The sequence below is a fragment of the Pseudomonas sp. FH1 genome (genome assembly GCF_000510895.2).
GTDB lineage: Bacteria > Pseudomonadota > Gammaproteobacteria > Pseudomonadales > Pseudomonadaceae > Aquipseudomonas > Aquipseudomonas azotoformans_A.
In genome coordinates this window covers 1-16,477 of record NZ_AOHM01000147.1, presented here as the reverse complement: position 1 = coordinate 16,477, position 16,477 = coordinate 1, and the positions used below count along the sequence as shown (strand labels likewise).

The window sequence follows — 16,477 nt, the reverse complement described above, 5'->3', positions numbered from 1 at the left end:
TCAGAGGCTCGGTGAGGGAGTGAATTTAGGGTTCGAGGAGGAACAAAAAAGTAGGAAACTTCCCCGTACTTGTAGGAAATTTCCCAGCCGCATATTCAAGAGCGCATCCTCCAAGGTGGAAATGCGCCCGACTTTTGTTTTTTTTCATCACATTTGAGCGCTAAGCTGCTAGCTATGGATGACTCAGATTACTTGCGCCTGCTCACCGTAGCGGCCGAACAAGCCAACGCGTTCCTGTCCAATGCCCGCAAATGGGAGCGTGAGCGTTGGGTCTGCCAGCGCCTGCTGCAAGGCTTGAACGTGCCTTATCGAGCCGAAGAGTTTCACGCCGCAGGGCAAGAGCCCCCGGACGTACTTTTTCGTGACGCCAGCTTCGAGGTGTTTTTCGTACTGGATGAGGGCCGCCGCCTGAACGACGAATGGCGCGACGAGTTACTGCGCCGGCGCAGCGCCTTCTCCCTGAGCCAACTGGTACGACGCGAGACCAAGCCGCGACGCATCCCCGCCCATGAGTTTCTATTGCGCCTGGCGCCTACACTGCGCAAGAAAGCCCATAACTATAAAGAGCGCGGGATGGATCTGGGCGAGCTGGATATCGTCGCCTTCACCAGCCTCAAGCGCGAAGTGCTCGACCTGAACAGCCATTTTCCGCCACCGACGGAATACCTGCGCCAGGGCTGGCGCTCACTGTCATTGGTGGGACCGACGTTTGCACGGGTGTTGTTCGCGCACCCGGACGCACCGGATTTCTTGCGCAACAACCTGGGCCGCAGCATAGTATTCGACGTGGGCATCAGCCTCTGATCCCCCGGACTGTAACGTGGCGCCCTTTTGCAACGTCTACCTGACGAGGCCTTTATGACCAGCCGCCTGAACCCCGATGACCAACAGCATGTCGAAGAGTACCTGCAACTCTCCCAAAACCGAGTCGAGCGCAAGCCTTTCCGGCCATGGCTGCTCCTGGGTGTGGTGCTTGTTGTAGTGATCGGCCTGGGCCTGCTGAGCCGACTTTTGAGTTACCTGACGCTATGAGCTGCCTGGCGCTCGCGGGGGTAACTGCTCCGATTTCTTTTAGCCTTGCGAGATATCCCCATGACCCATCGTATTATTATCGTCGGCGGCGGCGCCGGCGGCCTGGAGTTGGCTACCCGCCTGGGTAAGACTCTGGGCAAGCGCGGCACCGCCAGCATCACGCTGGTGGACGCCAACCTGACCCACATCTGGAAACCCTTGCTGCACGAAGTGGCGGCCGGCTCGCTGAATTCTTCGGAAGACGAACTCAACTATGTTGCCCAGGCCAAATGGAACCACTTCGAGTTCCAGCTGGGGCGCATGAGCGGGCTTGACCGTGAGCAGAAGAAAATCCAGCTGGCCGCCACCCTCGACGAAGAAGGCCGTGAGCTGGTGCCCGCGCGCGTGCTGGGCTATGACAGCCTGGTGATTGCCGTGGGCAGCACCACCAATGACTTCGGCACCGAAGGCGCGGCACAACACTGCCTGTTCCTCGACACCCGCAAGCAAGCCGAGCGCTTCCACCAGCAATTGCTCAACCACTACCTGCGCGCCCATGCCGGGCAGACGGACGTGGTGGAAAAGATCAGCGTCGCCATCGTCGGCGCGGGTGCAACCGGGGTCGAGCTGGCCGCCGAACTGCATAACGCCGCCCATGAACTGGCCGCCTACGGCCTGGACCGCATCAAGCCGGAAAACATGCACATCACCCTGATCGAAGCCGGCCCACGGGTGCTGCCTGCCCTGCCGGAGCGTATCGGCGGGCCTGTGCATAAAACCCTGGAGAAACTTGGGGTGACTGTGCTGACCAATTCGGCGGTGAGCGAAGTGACCGCCGATGCGTTGATCACCAGCAGCGGCCAGATAATCCCCGCCAGCCTCAAGGTCTGGGCCGCCGGGATTCGTGCGCCAGGCTTCCTCAAGGACATCGATGGCCTGGAAACCAACCGCATCAATCAACTGCAAGTACTGCCGACACTGCAAACCACCCGCGACGAAAACATCTTCGCCTTTGGCGACTGCGCCGCCTGCCCGCAACCGGGCACCGACCGCAACGTACCGCCACGGGCCCAGGCGGCTCACCAGCAAGCCTCGTTGCTGGCCAAGTCGCTGAAGCTGCGCATCGAAGGCAAGGACTTGCCGAGCTACAAGTACACCGACTACGGCTCGCTGATCTCGCTGTCGCGCTTCTCGGCAGTGGGTAACTTGATGGGCAACCTCACCGGCAGTGTGATGCTCGAAGGCTGGTTGGCGCGGATGTTCTATGTGTCGCTGTACCGCATGCACCAGATGGCGCTGTATGGCTTCTTCCGCACGGCGATGCTGATGCTGGGCAGCAAGATCGGGCGTGGCACCGAGCCACGGCTCAAGCTGCACTGATCGACTATGCCGCTGAAAAAAATCCCCCTCTCGAAAGAGAGGGGGATTTTTATTGGGCCCTGTAAAACTCAGCCATATGGTCGACGAACGCCCGCACCTTCGGTGCCAAGTGCCGGGACTGTGGATAAAGGGCGTAATAGTGCCGCTCGCCTAGCGAGTAATTAGGCAGGATCGGCACCAGGCGGTCCTGCGCCAAATCACTGCGCACCGTAGCCTGGGTAAAACACGCAATGCCCGCCCCCGCCAATGTCGCCGCATGCAGCGCACTGATGGTATTGCTCCTGAACCGCCCGGAGGGCGTCACCGTGACGGCCTCACCGCGTACCGGGCTCAACACCCAATCCGACGAGGCGCCAATGAATGTCAGCAGGCGGTGCTTATCGAGCTCCTGGGCCGAACGTGGCAAACCATGGCGACCAATGTAAGCCGGCGAGGCTACCAGCACCTGTTTGGAAATCGTCAACGCTCGGGCCATCAACGTCGTGTCCGCCAAGGCGCTGGCGATACGCAGGGCGACGTCAAAGCCGTCAGCGACCAGATCGACAAACTGATCATCGCAATGCAACTCAAGCTCGATATCCGGGTAGCGTCGCTGAAAACCCGGCAACCATTGCGGCAGGTCCAACGTCCCCACCACCAGCGGAACACTGACCCTCAGCAGACCTTCCGCACGCTGATGCCCTTGGGCGACAGCCTGGGAGGCGGCCTCGACGCGATCAAGGATATCAACGCACGCTGCGTAGTATTGCTCCCCTGCCGAGGTCAAGCTGAAGCGCCGCGTATTGCGATTGATCAGCTGGGCGCCCAATTCAGTTTCCAGTTGCTGCAACTGCCGGGAAATCGTCGAGTGTGTGGTGTCCAGGCGTTCTGCGGCAGCAGAGAACCCCTTGGCTTCAACGATGCCCCGAAAGGCGCGCATGGCGGATAACTGGTTCATGGAACGGGCGATCCCAGACTGGTCAGGGGGAATCAGTTAACCGGCAGAGCGATGATTTGCGAGGTGGTCAGCACAGAACCGAAGGTGTCTTCGATCTCAGCCAGCGCCGCGTTGTGCAACTCATCCTTGGTCACCGAACGGCCATCGACACGGGTGATCGCCCGGGTCGCGGTGGCATCGGATGCTACCACAACGTCATACCCCAACGGCGCAGCGTCCCGGGCGGCACCGGCGACACAGGCGTGCGTCATCAGGCCCGTGATGATCAGGGTCTTGATGCCGGCTTGCTTCAATTGGGCATCCAGATCGGTACTGGCAAAGACGCTGACGGTGGTTTTCTGCACCAATTTGTCTTGCGGGCGCGGCTTCATCAAGGGGTGGAAATCGACCGTCTTGCCATTGGTTGCGAATACAGCCGCGCCGTCTGGGGCGATGTGTTGCACATGGATAACCTGGATGTGTTCCTTGTCGGCAAACGTGATCAGGTGTTGGGTATTTTCCAGGGCCTTCATACCGTCCGGGATCGGCATGCGGCCGGTGAAGTATTCATTCTGGAAGTCGATCACCAGCAAGGCGGTGGTTTTCGGGTCCAGCCGGCCGATGGATTCCGCTCCCGACATGGCACGGATAGTGGGATGCGGGTTCGCCGCGGCATCGGCGGCGGCGGCAAATTGGCCGAAACCCAACATCATGCCCAAACCAACGAGCGTGGATTTGGCCCATGCAGGCAATGAACGAGTCGATTGAGGGCAGAGCAACGATACGGTACGGGTCATGATGCGAATTCCTGTTGGGGTAAGTAACTGACGGAGCCCAGTCTAGGAGGCGACCGCCGCAGCACCAACGCACCAATCAGCACAATATCTGTTTGGAATTCGCACAAATGAAGTAGAAAACGAGCAAAAAAAATCCCCGTATCTTTCGATACGAGGATTTTTAATATGGTCGGGGTAAGGGGATTCGAACTCCTGACATCCTGCTCCCAAAGCAGGCGCGCTACCGGACTGCGCTATACCCCGGTAAAAAAAAGGCGACCTTTCAGTCGCCTTCTTCGATCAGGGCTTTTGGCCTCTGATCTTAAGATTCGATTCCAGCGTTAACTGGTCTCAAAAATGGTGGGTCGTGTGGGATTCGAACCTACGACCAATTGGTTAAAAGACAATTGGACTGTTGGTCTTGGATAGCTAGGAAGGGAATCTAAAGCAGATTTACGTACAATCTAGGACCGCTGCCTCTAATGAAACCCACATTAGAGGCATGGCAATGACACACCCGAAGAAAGCAAAACGAGCAGGTCAGGTTTCCACCAAAGGCGGCACCGGCAAATCCACTGGATCCACCAACCTGGGAGCATTCATCGCTGACGCAGGGCTACGCACCCTCCTCATCGACCTAGACCCCGTCCAACCCTCGGCATCCTCCTATTACCCCCTGGAATACACCGCCCCGGGTGGTATTTTCGAGTTGCTCTCCTACAACGAGACCGACCGGACCAAGATCATCTCCCACACGTCGATCAAGAACCTCGACGTAATCATTTCGAACGACGCTAACAATCAGCTCAACAATCTCATACTCCAGGCACCTGATGGCAGGCTGCGACTAGCCAACCTGATGTCAGCCTTCGATGCCGATTACGACCTCATCTTGTTCGACACCCAGGGCGCCCGCTCTGCGATGCTGGAGATGGTCGTTCTTGCATCCGACGTCATCCTCTCCCCTCTCCCCCCGAACATGTTGGCCGCGCGCGAATTCAGTCGTGGAACCATCCACATGATGGATGGACTGCGCAGTTACGCGCGTCTCGGCCTCACCATTCCCCACATCAACATCATCATCAACGGCCTGGATGAAACCGCTGACGCACGCGAGATCCATCGAACCGTGCGCGAAATCTTCGATGGAAATCCGGACTACACCGTCTTGCAATCGATCATTCCAGACGCCGTGATCTTCAAGAAGGCCGCCAGCCAAGGTGTGCCAGCCCATCGACTTGAATACCGTCAACCATCGAACCGTAAGTCTCCTTCGGCGCTAAGCGTCATCCGCAGCCTGGCTATCGAGGCCTTCCCGGAGTGGGCAAACCGCTTCGAGGCAATGACCGAGGAGCGGGTCGCCGAAATCGTGAAGGAGGCCCGCCGCGATGAGTAAGCACGCGATTACCAAGGCTGCCGGGATCACGGCTGAGGAAGTCCTCAGGATTGGGAAACTCTACAGCTCAAATGAACTACGCGGCATCCAGAAAAAGCTGACGTCCACGTCTGGAGACCTATACAAGCTGGCCAACGGCTGGAAGATGGGTAGCGGCTTACTCGGTTCGCTCGGTGACCTTCTGAGCAGTGAACAGCGCGAGTTACTGCGTAATGCAGCACAACTCATTGATTCGATCGGCCACAACGTGACCCATGCGAAGGAAAAGCGCGTTCGTTCCGAGAAAGAAACGAAACGCCGGCAAGATGCGCGTGATGCTCAGTCGAAACAGCTGGTAGCCCGTACGTTCCCCTTGCCTACCGAGACTCACGAAGAACTGCTGGAGACGATCAAAGCCGCACTCATCCTGAATCGTGCACGGCAGTTCAACACCTCCTACACCCCTTCTGAATTCAACGTTTACATCAGAAACGAGCTGAAGACACCTGCTCGGCTCTATGGGCATTCAGTGGAGCAACACCGAGCCGGGAATGTCAGATCACTCCGCTACTTCATGATCAGCGACCTGACCAGCCACCTTGCTTATGACGATGGTTCATCGGTTGAGGAACGCCTGCGGCTCCTGCAGGAGAAAGTGGCCGAAGCTGTAGGCTTGGCTGCCTTGACAGCAGACGAACGCGAGACCCTTCGCCTCTGGCAAGAGGCCTTGGTGCCTGCAGCGGACAGGCAGGAGGGCCAAGCATGAGCCTTGCCCTCATATCTCAATTCGCGGGCTCGCTTTGCCTGTATCTCATGAACTGCTCTGTGGCACTGGCCACTGCCTATGGCTTGGGCTCGATCTTCAAAGCCCCCCATGTCGAGCTGGCATTGCAGGGAGCGGTCTACTCAGCCTATGCGCTCTGTGTCTTCGGCGTGCTGAACACCCTGGCCTTGCTCGCATCCGCGATGCGCAGCCGACCTCGCCGCGCCGGGGAGGGTTCATGATGGAAAAGCAGAAGATCCTCGACAAGGTCACCAAGCTGATGTCCTTGGCCAATAGCCCAGGGGCAAACACGAACGAGGCCGGGATCGCATTGCGCCAGGCCCGCGCACTCATGGCCCAGTACAACATCGAGTCCGACGAACTTCGTGCCAGCCAAGTTCTGGAAGCAAGCATCCCAACGGGCACTCGACGCTCCCCGGCGGATTGGCTGCACGCCCTTGCCGCAACATGTGCAGCCGCCTTCGACTGCAGCCACCTCTCCTATTACCACCCAGTGAAGGGGTACTGCTTCAAGTTCCTGGGCAAGGGTATCGGTCCGGATATGGCTACCTATGCCTACAGCAGCCTCATTCAACAGTTGCAGAAAGCACGTCGCGAGCATGTGTCACACCAGAAACGCTGCCAGCTCAAAACCAAACGACGTCGCGGTCAACTCTTTGCCGAAGGTTGGATCGGGGCAGTGGCCTACAAAGTGCGTGAGTTCGCGGGTGGCCTGGATCCGGAGTCCCAAGCTGATATCACTGCCTATTTGGGCGTGCATCACCCTGAGTTGAAGCGCTCCGACATCACGCCGAGCGAAGCCAAAGGCCACGATCTTAGCTCGTTGCACGCAGGCATTCAGCAAGGCCAGCGTGCTCAGATCCATCGTGGAGTATCCCGCAGTAAACAGCCTGCCATTGCCCACGGAGGTGCCAGATGACTGGTCTGAATTATTCCCCTCCCCACTCCATCGAGGCCGAACAAAGCGTTCTGGGCGGGCTGATGCTGGACAACGACGCCTGGGATCTCATAGGGGACCTACTGCAGACGGAGGACTTCTTTCGGGCCGAACACAAGCTGATCTTTGCTGCTATCCAGCAATTGTCAGAGAAAAACAGCCCATTCGACATAGTGACGATTTTCGAGCAGATGGCCGTCCCCGAAGAGGTTGGAGGCCTGTCATACCTGGCAGAGCTGGCAAAGAACATTCCGTCCGTAGCGAATATCCAAACGTATGCAGAGATTGTGCGTAACCGCGCGCACCTCCGCCGCATCATGTCCCTGTGTTTCCAGGGGACCCGAGACGCGGCTGAGCTTACCGCTGATGCGGCGGAGGTCCAGGACTCGCTCGAGCAGAAGCTGTTTAAGCTAGGCGAAGGCTGTGTGGTTAGCGAATTCGCCAACATGAACGAGAAGTTGCTCTCCGTCGTCGACAAGATCGACGCCAACTTCAACGGCCATGTAACAGTGACTGGTGTGCCGACCGGGATCACCGACCTTGACGAGATGACACGAGGTTTGCAGCCAGCGGATCTGATCATCGTCGGCGCTCGCCCATCCATGGGCAAGACCTCGTTCTGCTTGAGTACCGTCGATGCCGCGCTGACCAATGCGCCTGACGAGATCGTGCTGGTTTTCAGCATGGAGATGCCTACCGAGGCACTGATCTATCGAATGTTGGCCATTCTGGGCCGTATCGACCTAAGCAGGCTCCTGTCCGGTCAGCTGCAGGATGAGGACTGGCCTAAGCTATCCGCCGCCGTGCACCGCATGAGCGCGTATGGCAACCGCCTGGTCATCGACGACAGCGCGAACCTCACCCCTTCCGCGATGCGCGCAAAGGTTCGGCGTGCCAGCCGGCGCTTTGGTAAACCCTGTTTGATCATGGCGGACTACCTGCAACTCATGCGTAGCCCTGGCCAGGAAAACAGGGTTAACGAGATCAGCGAGATTTCTCGATCGCTCAAGGGGATCGCGAAAGAGTTCAGTTGCCCCTTCATGGCTCTCTCCCAGCTCAATCGTGACCTGGAACGGCGGCCCAACAAAAGGCCAGTAAATGCCGATCTCCGCGATAGCGGTGCGATCGAGCAAGACGCGGACCTCATCATCTTTGTTTACCGAGACGAGGTTTACAACAAGGACTCCGAGCTTAAGGGCGTTGCGGAACTGATCATTGGTAAGCACCGCAACGGTCCCGTTGGGCATGTTCGTGCCGCCTTCATCGCCAACCAAACCCGTTTCGCAAACCTCACTGCCGATCATTGGCAAGGAGCTACCGTATGACGCCTATGCAATCCCATCCGATTACCCATGGCTGCCGCGGCTGCGACCGGCACTTCGCGTTGCACCAGGTACAGCAGGTACATCTTGCCGAACACACCCCTGAAGGTGAAGCTGAGGTACTGGCCTGCCCGGTCTGCGGCAGCTACGACATCGAGCCTCTGCAGGAGGCGCACGATGCAGACTGAGCAGGCCTATCCAACGATCCCCGCGATCGCAAGCACTGAGCAGTCAGCCCTGGCTTTCGCGCATCAGTCTGGCGTCAACGCGGTTTGGCTGGATGCTCTTGGCCAGGTTGTTTCACGACTCACCCAGTTCGGTGAAACCACAGTGCCCGTTGAGCTGAATGAAGTTCTGCATGAGATTGCACAGCAACAGTACATCCAGCTGGAAAGCAGTGATGCTGGAACACTGACTGCGACCCTTCTCGGCCAACCAACCCTGCTGACGAACTACTTCTGGTCCGTATGGGTACCAAGGCACCTCCTGAGCTGCGGGCTGAAGGTGGCAGTAACCCCCCATCTGCCCACCACACAGGACGAGGCTCAGCACTGCACCGTGGTCTTCCGCATTCCTGGACCACGCGAAACCGCACGTGAGTTCCTCACTGTCTTGGCCACCCAATACCCCGGCTGTAGTCCTGAAATCGTGGCCATCCAAGCCGGTGATGCCCTTTGCCAGAAGGAGGCCGGAGCCAATGCATAACCTTCTTCGCGGCGCACACGACAGCGTCCGCCGGCTTGCAGAGTTCGCCCTCTCACAGGGCTGGACCCTCAGCCGGTCCAGTAGCGGCCACCTGAAGTTCAGCAAGGCTGGCTTCACTCCGATCTTCACTTCCTGCACACCGAGCGACCATCGCACCGAGCGTAATACTCGGGCCCTGTTGCGCCGTGCGGAATCCCAAAACAGCTCCTCGCGGGGGATTCAATAATGCCGATCCGACACGCAATCATTCACTTAGTCGACAAGAAGCCCGACGGCACCCCCGCCGTGCTCCATGCTCGCGACCAAGAACTCGCAGCCTCCGACTCCATCGAAAACCTTCTGGCCGACCTCAACGACAGTTACAACGCAAAACAGAGCAAAGCCTGGGGATTCTTTCACGGTGAGTCCGGTGCTTATCCGTTCAGTGGCTGGCTTAAGCAGCACCTGGATGAGCAGCAGGACTTCACCGCCTTCAGCCGCACTTCCGTCGAACACCTACTGAGGCTGATGGAAGAGTCCAACCTCTCCACCGGCGGGCACGTGCTCTTCACCCACTACCAGCAGGGTATGACTGAATACCTGATGATCGCCCTCCTCCAACTGGTCGAGACAGTCGGCCTGGACGGTGATCTCAACGTTGTGGTCTCGCGCTACCTGGACACCAGTAACTTCTCCTGCGCAGCCCGGATCAACCTGAGTGAGTGGCGGAACAATCCAAACTCGAAGCAGTACATCTCCATCGTCAAAAGCAAAACCGGCAGGAAGAGCTCGGAATACTTCCGCGACTTCATCGGGTGCCAGGAAGGCGTCGATGGCCCTGGTGAAACCCGCACGTTGCTGAAGGCGTTCACCGAGTATGTCGAGAAAGAGGACCTCCCTGAAGAAAGCGCGCGGGAAAAGACCCATGCGCTGCTCGATTACGCCACCACTCAAACAAAACTCGGCCAGCCGCTCCACCTGCAGGAACTGTCTGAAGTACTCGATGAAGATCGCCCCCAGGCGTTCTACGACCACATTCGCAACAACGACTACGGCTTGTCATCCGAGATCCCGGCCGACAAACGCGTGCTCAACCAGTTCCGTCGTTTCACTGGCCGCGCCGAAGGCCTCTCGATCAGCTTTGAGGCACACCTGCTCGGTTCCAACGTCACCTACGATGCCGACACCGGCTCCCTGACGATCAAGAATTTGCCCACTCAGCTCACCGACCAGCTCAAGCGTCGTATTGCGGATTCGGGAGAGCAGCAATGAAAAAAGTTCAGCGCCCGATACTTCGGTATCACGGAGGGAAGTGGAAGCTGGCTGCATGGATCATCCAGCACTTAGCCCGCCATCACACTTACGTCGAGCCATTTGGTGGGGCCGCATCTGTTCTGCTGCGCAAGCCTCGAAGCCCCGCCGAGATCTATAACGACCTGGACAGTGAAGTAGTCAATCTCTTCCGTGTAGCCCGGGACCGTGGTGGTGAGCTTCGCGACGTACTCGCCCTGACGCCCTTCGCTCGTGAGGAGTTTGCCGCGAGCTACAGCGAGACGGCAGATCCTCTTGAACGCGCCCGGCGGATGGTACTCCGCTCTTTCCAAGGGTTTGGTAGTGCGGCTGCCTGCGGGGAGCGCACGGGATTTCGCTCAACGTCGGTTCGATCCGGCACCTCACCGGCGGTAGATTGGCGCAACTATCCCGATGCTTTAGACACGATCATCGAACGTTTACAGGGGGTAGTGATCGAGCAGCGCGACGCTCTGACGATCATGGAGCACCACGACCGGCCTAGCACTTTGCATTACGTAGATCCTCCCTATGTGCACTCCACTCGCAGTACGAAAGTTCGCCACACCGACACGGGCAAATCCTATCGCTACGAATTGAGCGACGAAGAACACCTGCAGCTCGCCACGTTCTTGCAAAGCAGGCAAGGGATGGTCGTGCTTTCAGGCTACCCCTGCGCGCTTTACGACAATCTCTACAAAGACTGGTACCGGGTAAGCAGGCAAGCATATGCCGATGGAGCGCGAAGTCGGACCGAATGCCTCTGGCTCAACCGGGCAGCCTTTCAAGGCCTGTCCCAGTTCGACTTTTTCGCCACTGTCCCAGACCACAGCTGCCGCCCCCTCACTGCCCGGATCTGAGCGGCCCGCACATTTTTTGGAGAACATCATGAACGCAACCAATTCCCGCACCGCTGACAAATTCGTGGTACGCCTGCCGGACGGCATGCGTGAGCAAGTCGCAGAAGTGGCCCGCAAGAACCACCGCTCCATGAACAGCGAGATTATCGATCGCCTCGAACAGTCACTGCTGAACGCCCAGTTCGAGTCGGCTCAGCAAATGCTAGACGGCTCTCTCAATGCGGAAGAGTTGAAAGCCGAGCTGACCCGCGCATACCGGGTCATCGATCGCCTGCTGCAAAACGCCTTTCCTACACAAGATGACATCCAGGAAGTGTTGCACCTGGTCCGCAAGCAAACACCACTGGCTCACCCCCACATTGCTGCGGTAGGAGCTTGATATGGCCGCTACTGACCTCAAAGCCAAGCTCCTCGCTCCAGGCTTCAGCCCTACAGGCTCCACCGCTGCCATGAGTGACCCTATCGCGGACACCCCACTGGTGCTGACCGTCGAGGAGGTTCTCCCCTGGGAGGACAACCCTCGTACCACTCGCAACCCACGATACGATGACCTCAAAGAATCGATCCGCAACCGCGGCCTCGACACCCCCCCACCCGTAACGCGCAGGCCTGGCGAGGAAAAATACCGGATCCGCAACGGCGGGAACACGAGGATCACAATCCTTAAGGAGCTGTTCCAGGAAACTGGCGACGAAAGGTTCCAGAGGATCAATGTTCTGTTCCGTCCGTGGGACCAAGCTCGCGCCGAAATCATTATGCTCACCGGCCACCTGGCCGAGGATCTCAAGGGTGAGCTCAAGTTCATCGAGCGCGCCGTGGGTGTGGGGAATGCAAAAGCGCTGTATGAATCCGAATCTGGAGAGGAGGTTGGGATCCGAGAACTTTCCCGCCGCCTGACAAAGGACGGATATCCAATCTCTCATTCTCATATCAGCAGGATGCTGGACACGGTTCAGTACCTTCTACCTGCCGTACCCGCCCTTCTCTACAACGGCCTCGGCAAACCACAAATCGAGAAAATACTGTCACTGAGGAAATCCGCGCTGGCCTGCTGGGACAAGCACTACAGCAGTGAAGGCGTCGACTTTGAAATGTTGTTCCAGGACGTCCTTGCCCAGTTTGAAGGCGAAGCGGAAGAGTTCCTGTTCCAGCGTTTCCAGGACGAGCTCATCGGCACAATGAAAAAATCGCTGATGCTGGGCTATGAGGACATTCTGCTGGAAATCACTCAACAGCAGGACAAGCTTCGTCGCTCGACACCGGTGGTTGAATTGCCGATAACCAGTTCGACGCCAACTCCGCCCGCGTCGGCGCCAGGCACTGTGGCAGGCTCAACCCTTCCGCCATCGCAACAACCACCTGAAGCTACTGGTCGCTCGCAGCAGCCTCCGCAAACGCCACCACAACCAGTTACGTCGCTCACACCAGAGGAACAGCAGAAACGAATTGCAGGGCACATTGCGTCCCCTGCGAACCTCAGCCAGCGGGTGATCGAAACCAAAGCCAAGGTTGCCGCCCTCAGCGGAGAAACCCTGCCCGATTTCAACGCGAACTGTCTGGTCGCCATCCCCGTGCAGGCCGGCGGACTGCACCCCATCACAGACCTTTGGTACATCGAGCGGCAGATTGACCAACCTGCAGAGTTGCGCAAGCAGGTATCCCAGCTGGCAGTGGAGATTCTCGAGTCCGTCAATGGCCCAGGCGATATCCTGGCAATCGATGGCGGGATCGGTTTCAAGTACAAACAGCCCGACACCGATATCGAAGTCACTGCAACAGCTCAACATACCCTGACATTGCTTCAGTCACTGAGCGGTGCCACCGCGATCGCTCTGAAGATGCTGAACGAGCAACCAGATCCTGCCAGTGCATTAGCTGAGTTTGAATTTGCAGCCGGCCTCGGCCAACTACTGCTGGGCCAGCCCCTAATTGCTGAACAGGCTCCAGGAGACGACGGTCGTTTGAGCGACGGCGCGCTGGTCAAACTGTTCCGCATCATTCGACTGGCTCGCCGGTTGATCGACTTGGAAATCGAAGAGTTCAAACGGTCCTCGGAAGTCCAGGGCAACTGAACACTCGATGGGATGAACGGGAGAGAGTCTCAATGTCCAAGTCAACACTTAACGAAGCAGTTCTGTCGCAGCTTCTTGACCTGATGCGCAATGGTCAACTCCAGCGCTGTGTGGAAATGGGGGTTGAACCTGAGGTGCTGGGCCAGATCCAGCATCCAACAGTTCTCAGCTTGCTCCGTAACACACCGGTCAGTTGGGTCAACGTGTCTATCAACAGCTCGATGATCCTCAAGCTTCTGACCGGGGCTGCGCGCTCAGAAGAAGAAACACGTCTTATTGAGCGGGCAATCCGCCTAGGTGCCACTACCAGCTTGCTCAACAAGTTCTTCGGGCTCACACCTCAAGAGATCGCGCTGCAACGTACCATCATTGGGGTTCGAGCCCCGCGCGGACGATGGCCCGAGCTTTCCGAGGATCAAGATCATCATATTTGGCACCGCTGGACCAAGTTGATGGATGAAAACCGAGTGGAGATCGAGGACAGCCTGGCCATGCTCGACGTTGCCATGCTGGTTGCTGAAGAACTGAGCACAGACGGCTTAACGCTTGCGCAGATCTGGTCTCGAATCACTCAGTGGATCGAACAAGGTCTGTATACCGGTAGCAAGGAACGACCCCGAGTATCTGAGCGTCGACAACTCACTCTGCTGGAAGAGGGCGGCATACGCCGTGTTGATGAAAGCTGTGCCGCCTCTGCCCACTCTGGAGAAGGCGAACATAGAAAATGAAGCTCGCACGGTTCCCGATTTCCACGCTCCTAGATTCGGCCTCGGGGCAACTCGAGGCCCATGTACAGAAAAAGAGAGCTGAGGACACCGCCCCTACTGCTGCGCCTGCTACGCCCTACTCCGGGATCATATTCAGCGGAAATCCGCATGAAACAGTCCCGCGTAAACTCCTGCTCGACAATCGGCTGACCCCCTTGGAACGCAATTGCTGGCAAGTCTTCCGATTGCTTGTCAACGAAGATGGCATCACTGCCTTCCCCACCTATGAGCAGCTACGGCCATACCTGGGCATGACTCCAGGTAAACATGCCTCTAGAGAAACCGTGGCAAAGGCCTTAACCGTACTCCGTCTAACCCGTTGGTTGAGCTTGGGTAGGACCGTCCGTAATGAGATCAACGGACAGGTCCAGGGGAACGTCTATCTGCTCCACGATGAGTCTGTAACACCGGCAGAGGCCCTGGAGTTCGACAAGGACTACATGACCTTGTTGATGCAATCCATGGAGCATCAGAACAAAGCGATCAAGGAGATCGCGGCGATCACCTGGCGCGAATTCACCAGCGATCCCGACGTGGGCCGACGACTTCCCTCGCGGATTGACACGATTAGCGATCGGCTGAATGCCCAGACCTGGGCAGTAGAGACCAAGCAAAATGCACTACCCGCCCCTGAGTTCGGAATCCGAACTCAGCAAAACTTAACCGCAGAGGGACTAAGTTCGGATTCCGAACTCAGCACGAACTCAGTGAAACAGGGGGCCCTCCCCCTCAGTTCGGAATCCGAACTGAGTCTAAAACCGCTGAGTACACCCTCAGTTCGGAGTCCGAACTCAGCTAGTACGTATACAAATACAGACAAGTCTGTATCTAAAAGCTTTGTACAACCGCGCGAGAATGCAGGTGTGAATTGGTTGCTTGCCTTGGATCTTCTCAAGCCAGAGGACCGTGTGAAGGCACGAGAAATCATGGGGCCAGTACCGGAGCATGTCCGAGAGGCGGTGATCAACCAGTGGAAGCATCGCTGTACAACCGGGAGCGTGGCCAAGCCCCTTGCATACCTGACGACCCTTGCTGGCAAGGCCATCCGGGGTGACTTCAACGCCGAGTGGAACCCTTCAACACCCGCTCCAACTCCGACGCCAACGCAAACGCCTCCAGCGGCACGGATGGTTACACGCCCTACCCTGTCCCCCGCCCAGAAGCCGGCACCGACAGCGACCGCGATGCAGACAGCGAACTCCGCGTTGACCTCGCTCCAAGCCCTGCTTGACCCACGTCGTCGCGCGGAGCCCACCGATGAGTGATTGGATGGGTTCTGAGATCACCCTAGGGTTTGGTTCCATCGTGCTGGGCATGCTGGCAGGTCGCCTGTGTACTTGGGTCGCCCACTGGCTGCCGGCACTCCTCGAGCAACAATGGCAGCGGGATGCGCGGGAACTACTGGGGCTGGATTTCGAGAAGCCTTGTGACCTTCAAACGACCGGGGCTCCGATACGAGGGACCTGGGCCGCGCAAATCGGCTGCGCTGTATTGTCGCTCGTGGTGACGGTGCATTTTGGGCCAACGATGCAGGCATTCTTTGTCCTGCTGTTCACTTGGTATCTTCTGGCTTTGAGCTTGATCGACAGTAAGCACTACTTGCTGCCGGACGTGCTGGCAATGCCGGTCCTCTGGATCGGTCTAGTCATCAATTCCTTCGGGTTGCTCACCACATTGCAGGAAGCTCTCTGGGGGTGTGTCATAGGCTATGTGAGCCTTTGGTCAGTCTTCCACCTGGTCAAACACATTACCGGCAAAGAAAGTTTGGGCGCGGGCGACTTCAAGCTGCTAGCTCTGATTGGGGCATGGGGGGGCTGGCAAATAGTTCCCTATACAGTGGCGACCGCACTACTGCTCGCAATGGCCCCCATTGTCTGCCTGCGTCTCTTGAAAGCTCAAAGTGTACGTATGCCTTTTGGGCCATTTCTTTCCCTCGCGGGGTGGATAGCCCTTCTTGTAAGCCACAGCCAACCATGGTGATGCGACCTGCATCACTCATCGACCGGATCACCGGTGCCGACGACTAGATCAGTGGTGCCACTGGCACCACCTGACAGCGGTGCGACACGCACCACCCTCCGACCGGATCACCAGTGCCGACGACTAGATCAGTGGTGCCACTGGCACCACCTGACAGCGGTGCGACACGCACCACCCTCCGACCGGATCATCGGTGCCGACGACTAGATCAGTGGTGCCACTGGCACCACCTCACAACGGCGCGACACGCACCACCCTCCGAACGGATCATCGGCGCCGACGACTAGATCAGTGGTGCCACTGGCACCACCTGACAGCGGTGC

The 16,477-nt window shown here is 58.0% G+C and carries 20 protein-coding genes and 1 tRNA gene; 18 read left to right on the top strand and 3 right to left on the bottom strand.

Annotated features, from left to right (window positions below; translation table 11 throughout):
* The first annotated feature begins 174 nt into the window (after positions 1 to 174).
* From H096_RS32600 to H096_RS32590, 3 genes are read left to right on the top strand one after another with little or no spacing between them, the layout of a single operon-like run.
* Entirely contained in the window at positions 175 to 804 is a 630-nt protein-coding gene (locus H096_RS32600; protein WP_033903339.1) for a DUF1780 domain-containing protein, read from the top strand.
* A 54-nt stretch (positions 805 to 858) separates the two neighbouring features.
* The gene (locus H096_RS32595; RefSeq protein ID WP_016976295.1) at positions 859 to 1,032 is read left to right on the top strand and encodes a DUF3094 family protein; all 174 of its coding nucleotides are present in this window, start codon (positions 859 to 861) and stop codon (positions 1,030 to 1,032) included.
* A 60-nt stretch (positions 1,033 to 1,092) separates the two neighbouring features.
* On the top strand, positions 1,093 to 2,391 hold the full coding sequence (locus tag H096_RS32590) for an NAD(P)/FAD-dependent oxidoreductase (RefSeq protein WP_033903338.1): 1,299 nt from the start codon (positions 1,093 to 1,095) through the stop codon (positions 2,389 to 2,391).
* 49 nt (positions 2,392 to 2,440) lie between these two features.
* On the opposite strand, the gene H096_RS32585 is transcribed toward H096_RS32590, so the two are convergent.
* The 3 genes from H096_RS32585 to H096_RS32575 all read right to left on the bottom strand — a co-directional run bounded on the left by H096_RS32585 (position 2,441) and on the right by H096_RS32575 (position 4,347).
* Positions 2,441 to 3,328, bottom strand: coding sequence for a LysR family transcriptional regulator (locus tag H096_RS32585; RefSeq protein ID WP_033903337.1), 888 nt, complete (start codon positions 3,326 to 3,328; stop codon positions 2,441 to 2,443).
* 32 nt (positions 3,329 to 3,360) lie between these two features.
* A complete protein-coding gene (locus H096_RS32580; protein ID WP_033903380.1) occupies positions 3,361 to 4,020 on the bottom strand; it encodes a cysteine hydrolase family protein in 660 nt (219 codons plus the stop codon).
* Between the two features lie 250 nt (positions 4,021 to 4,270).
* A tRNA-Pro gene (locus H096_RS32575) sits at positions 4,271 to 4,347 on the bottom strand.
* Between the two features lie 244 nt (positions 4,348 to 4,591).
* On the opposite strand from H096_RS32575, the gene H096_RS32570 reads away from it, so the two are divergent.
* From H096_RS32570 to H096_RS32500, 15 genes are read left to right on the top strand one after another with little or no spacing between them, the layout of a single operon-like run.
* Positions 4,592 to 5,479, top strand: coding sequence for a ParA family protein (locus H096_RS32570; RefSeq protein WP_033903379.1), 888 nt, complete (start codon positions 4,592 to 4,594; stop codon positions 5,477 to 5,479).
* Positions 5,472 to 6,224 carry a hypothetical protein gene (locus H096_RS32565; RefSeq protein WP_033903336.1) on the top strand — a complete coding sequence of 251 codons (753 nt, stop codon included), beginning with the start codon at positions 5,472 to 5,474 and terminating at the stop codon, positions 6,222 to 6,224. The genes H096_RS32570 and H096_RS32565 overlap by 8 nt, the downstream gene beginning before the upstream one ends.
* On the top strand, positions 6,221 to 6,463 hold the full coding sequence (locus H096_RS32560; RefSeq protein WP_033903335.1) for a hypothetical protein: 243 nt from the start codon (positions 6,221 to 6,223) through the stop codon (positions 6,461 to 6,463). The genes H096_RS32565 and H096_RS32560 overlap by 4 nt, the downstream gene beginning before the upstream one ends.
* Entirely contained in the window at positions 6,463 to 7,161 is a 699-nt protein-coding gene (locus H096_RS32555) for a DUF2786 domain-containing protein (RefSeq protein WP_033903334.1), read from the top strand. Before H096_RS32560 ends, H096_RS32555 begins: the two co-directional genes overlap by 1 nt.
* Positions 7,158 to 8,504: a replicative DNA helicase gene (dnaB, locus tag H096_RS32550; RefSeq protein WP_033903333.1), complete on the top strand. Its 1,347-nt coding sequence runs from the start codon at positions 7,158 to 7,160 to the stop codon at positions 8,502 to 8,504. Before H096_RS32555 ends, dnaB begins: the two co-directional genes overlap by 4 nt.
* Positions 8,501 to 8,689, top strand: coding sequence for a hypothetical protein (locus H096_RS32545; RefSeq protein ID WP_033903332.1), 189 nt, complete (start codon positions 8,501 to 8,503; stop codon positions 8,687 to 8,689). The genes dnaB and H096_RS32545 overlap by 4 nt, the downstream gene beginning before the upstream one ends.
* Positions 8,679 to 9,206: a hypothetical protein gene (locus H096_RS32540; protein WP_033903331.1), complete on the top strand. Its 528-nt coding sequence runs from the start codon at positions 8,679 to 8,681 to the stop codon at positions 9,204 to 9,206. Before H096_RS32545 ends, H096_RS32540 begins: the two co-directional genes overlap by 11 nt.
* A complete protein-coding gene (locus tag H096_RS34700) occupies positions 9,199 to 9,432 on the top strand; it encodes a hypothetical protein (protein ID WP_033903330.1) in 234 nt (77 codons plus the stop codon). The genes H096_RS32540 and H096_RS34700 overlap by 8 nt, the downstream gene beginning before the upstream one ends.
* The gene (gene yejK / locus H096_RS32530; RefSeq protein WP_033903329.1) at positions 9,432 to 10,457 is read left to right on the top strand and encodes a nucleoid-associated protein YejK; all 1,026 of its coding nucleotides are present in this window, start codon (positions 9,432 to 9,434) and stop codon (positions 10,455 to 10,457) included. The genes H096_RS34700 and yejK overlap by 1 nt, the downstream gene beginning before the upstream one ends.
* Complete coding sequence (locus H096_RS32525) at positions 10,454 to 11,335, top strand: DNA adenine methylase (protein WP_033903328.1); 882 nt, start codon at positions 10,454 to 10,456, stop codon at positions 11,333 to 11,335. The genes yejK and H096_RS32525 overlap by 4 nt, the downstream gene beginning before the upstream one ends.
* A gap of 28 nt (positions 11,336 to 11,363) precedes the next feature.
* Positions 11,364 to 11,714: an Arc family DNA-binding protein gene (locus tag H096_RS32520; RefSeq protein ID WP_033903327.1), complete on the top strand. Its 351-nt coding sequence runs from the start codon at positions 11,364 to 11,366 to the stop codon at positions 11,712 to 11,714.
* A 1-nt stretch (position 11,715) separates the two neighbouring features.
* Entirely contained in the window at positions 11,716 to 13,407 is a 1,692-nt protein-coding gene (locus tag H096_RS32515) for a ParB family protein (RefSeq protein WP_033903326.1), read from the top strand.
* A gap of 32 nt (positions 13,408 to 13,439) precedes the next feature.
* Complete coding sequence (locus H096_RS32510) at positions 13,440 to 14,135, top strand: DUF2857 domain-containing protein (protein WP_033903325.1); 696 nt, start codon at positions 13,440 to 13,442, stop codon at positions 14,133 to 14,135.
* Positions 14,132 to 15,439 carry an STY4528 family pathogenicity island replication protein gene (locus H096_RS32505; protein ID WP_033903324.1) on the top strand — a complete coding sequence of 436 codons (1,308 nt, stop codon included), beginning with the start codon at positions 14,132 to 14,134 and terminating at the stop codon, positions 15,437 to 15,439. The genes H096_RS32510 and H096_RS32505 overlap by 4 nt, the downstream gene beginning before the upstream one ends.
* On the top strand, positions 15,432 to 16,154 hold the full coding sequence (locus H096_RS32500) for an A24 family peptidase (RefSeq protein ID WP_055725976.1): 723 nt from the start codon (positions 15,432 to 15,434) through the stop codon (positions 16,152 to 16,154). Before H096_RS32505 ends, H096_RS32500 begins: the two co-directional genes overlap by 8 nt.
* Positions 16,155 to 16,477 lie beyond the last annotated feature (323 nt).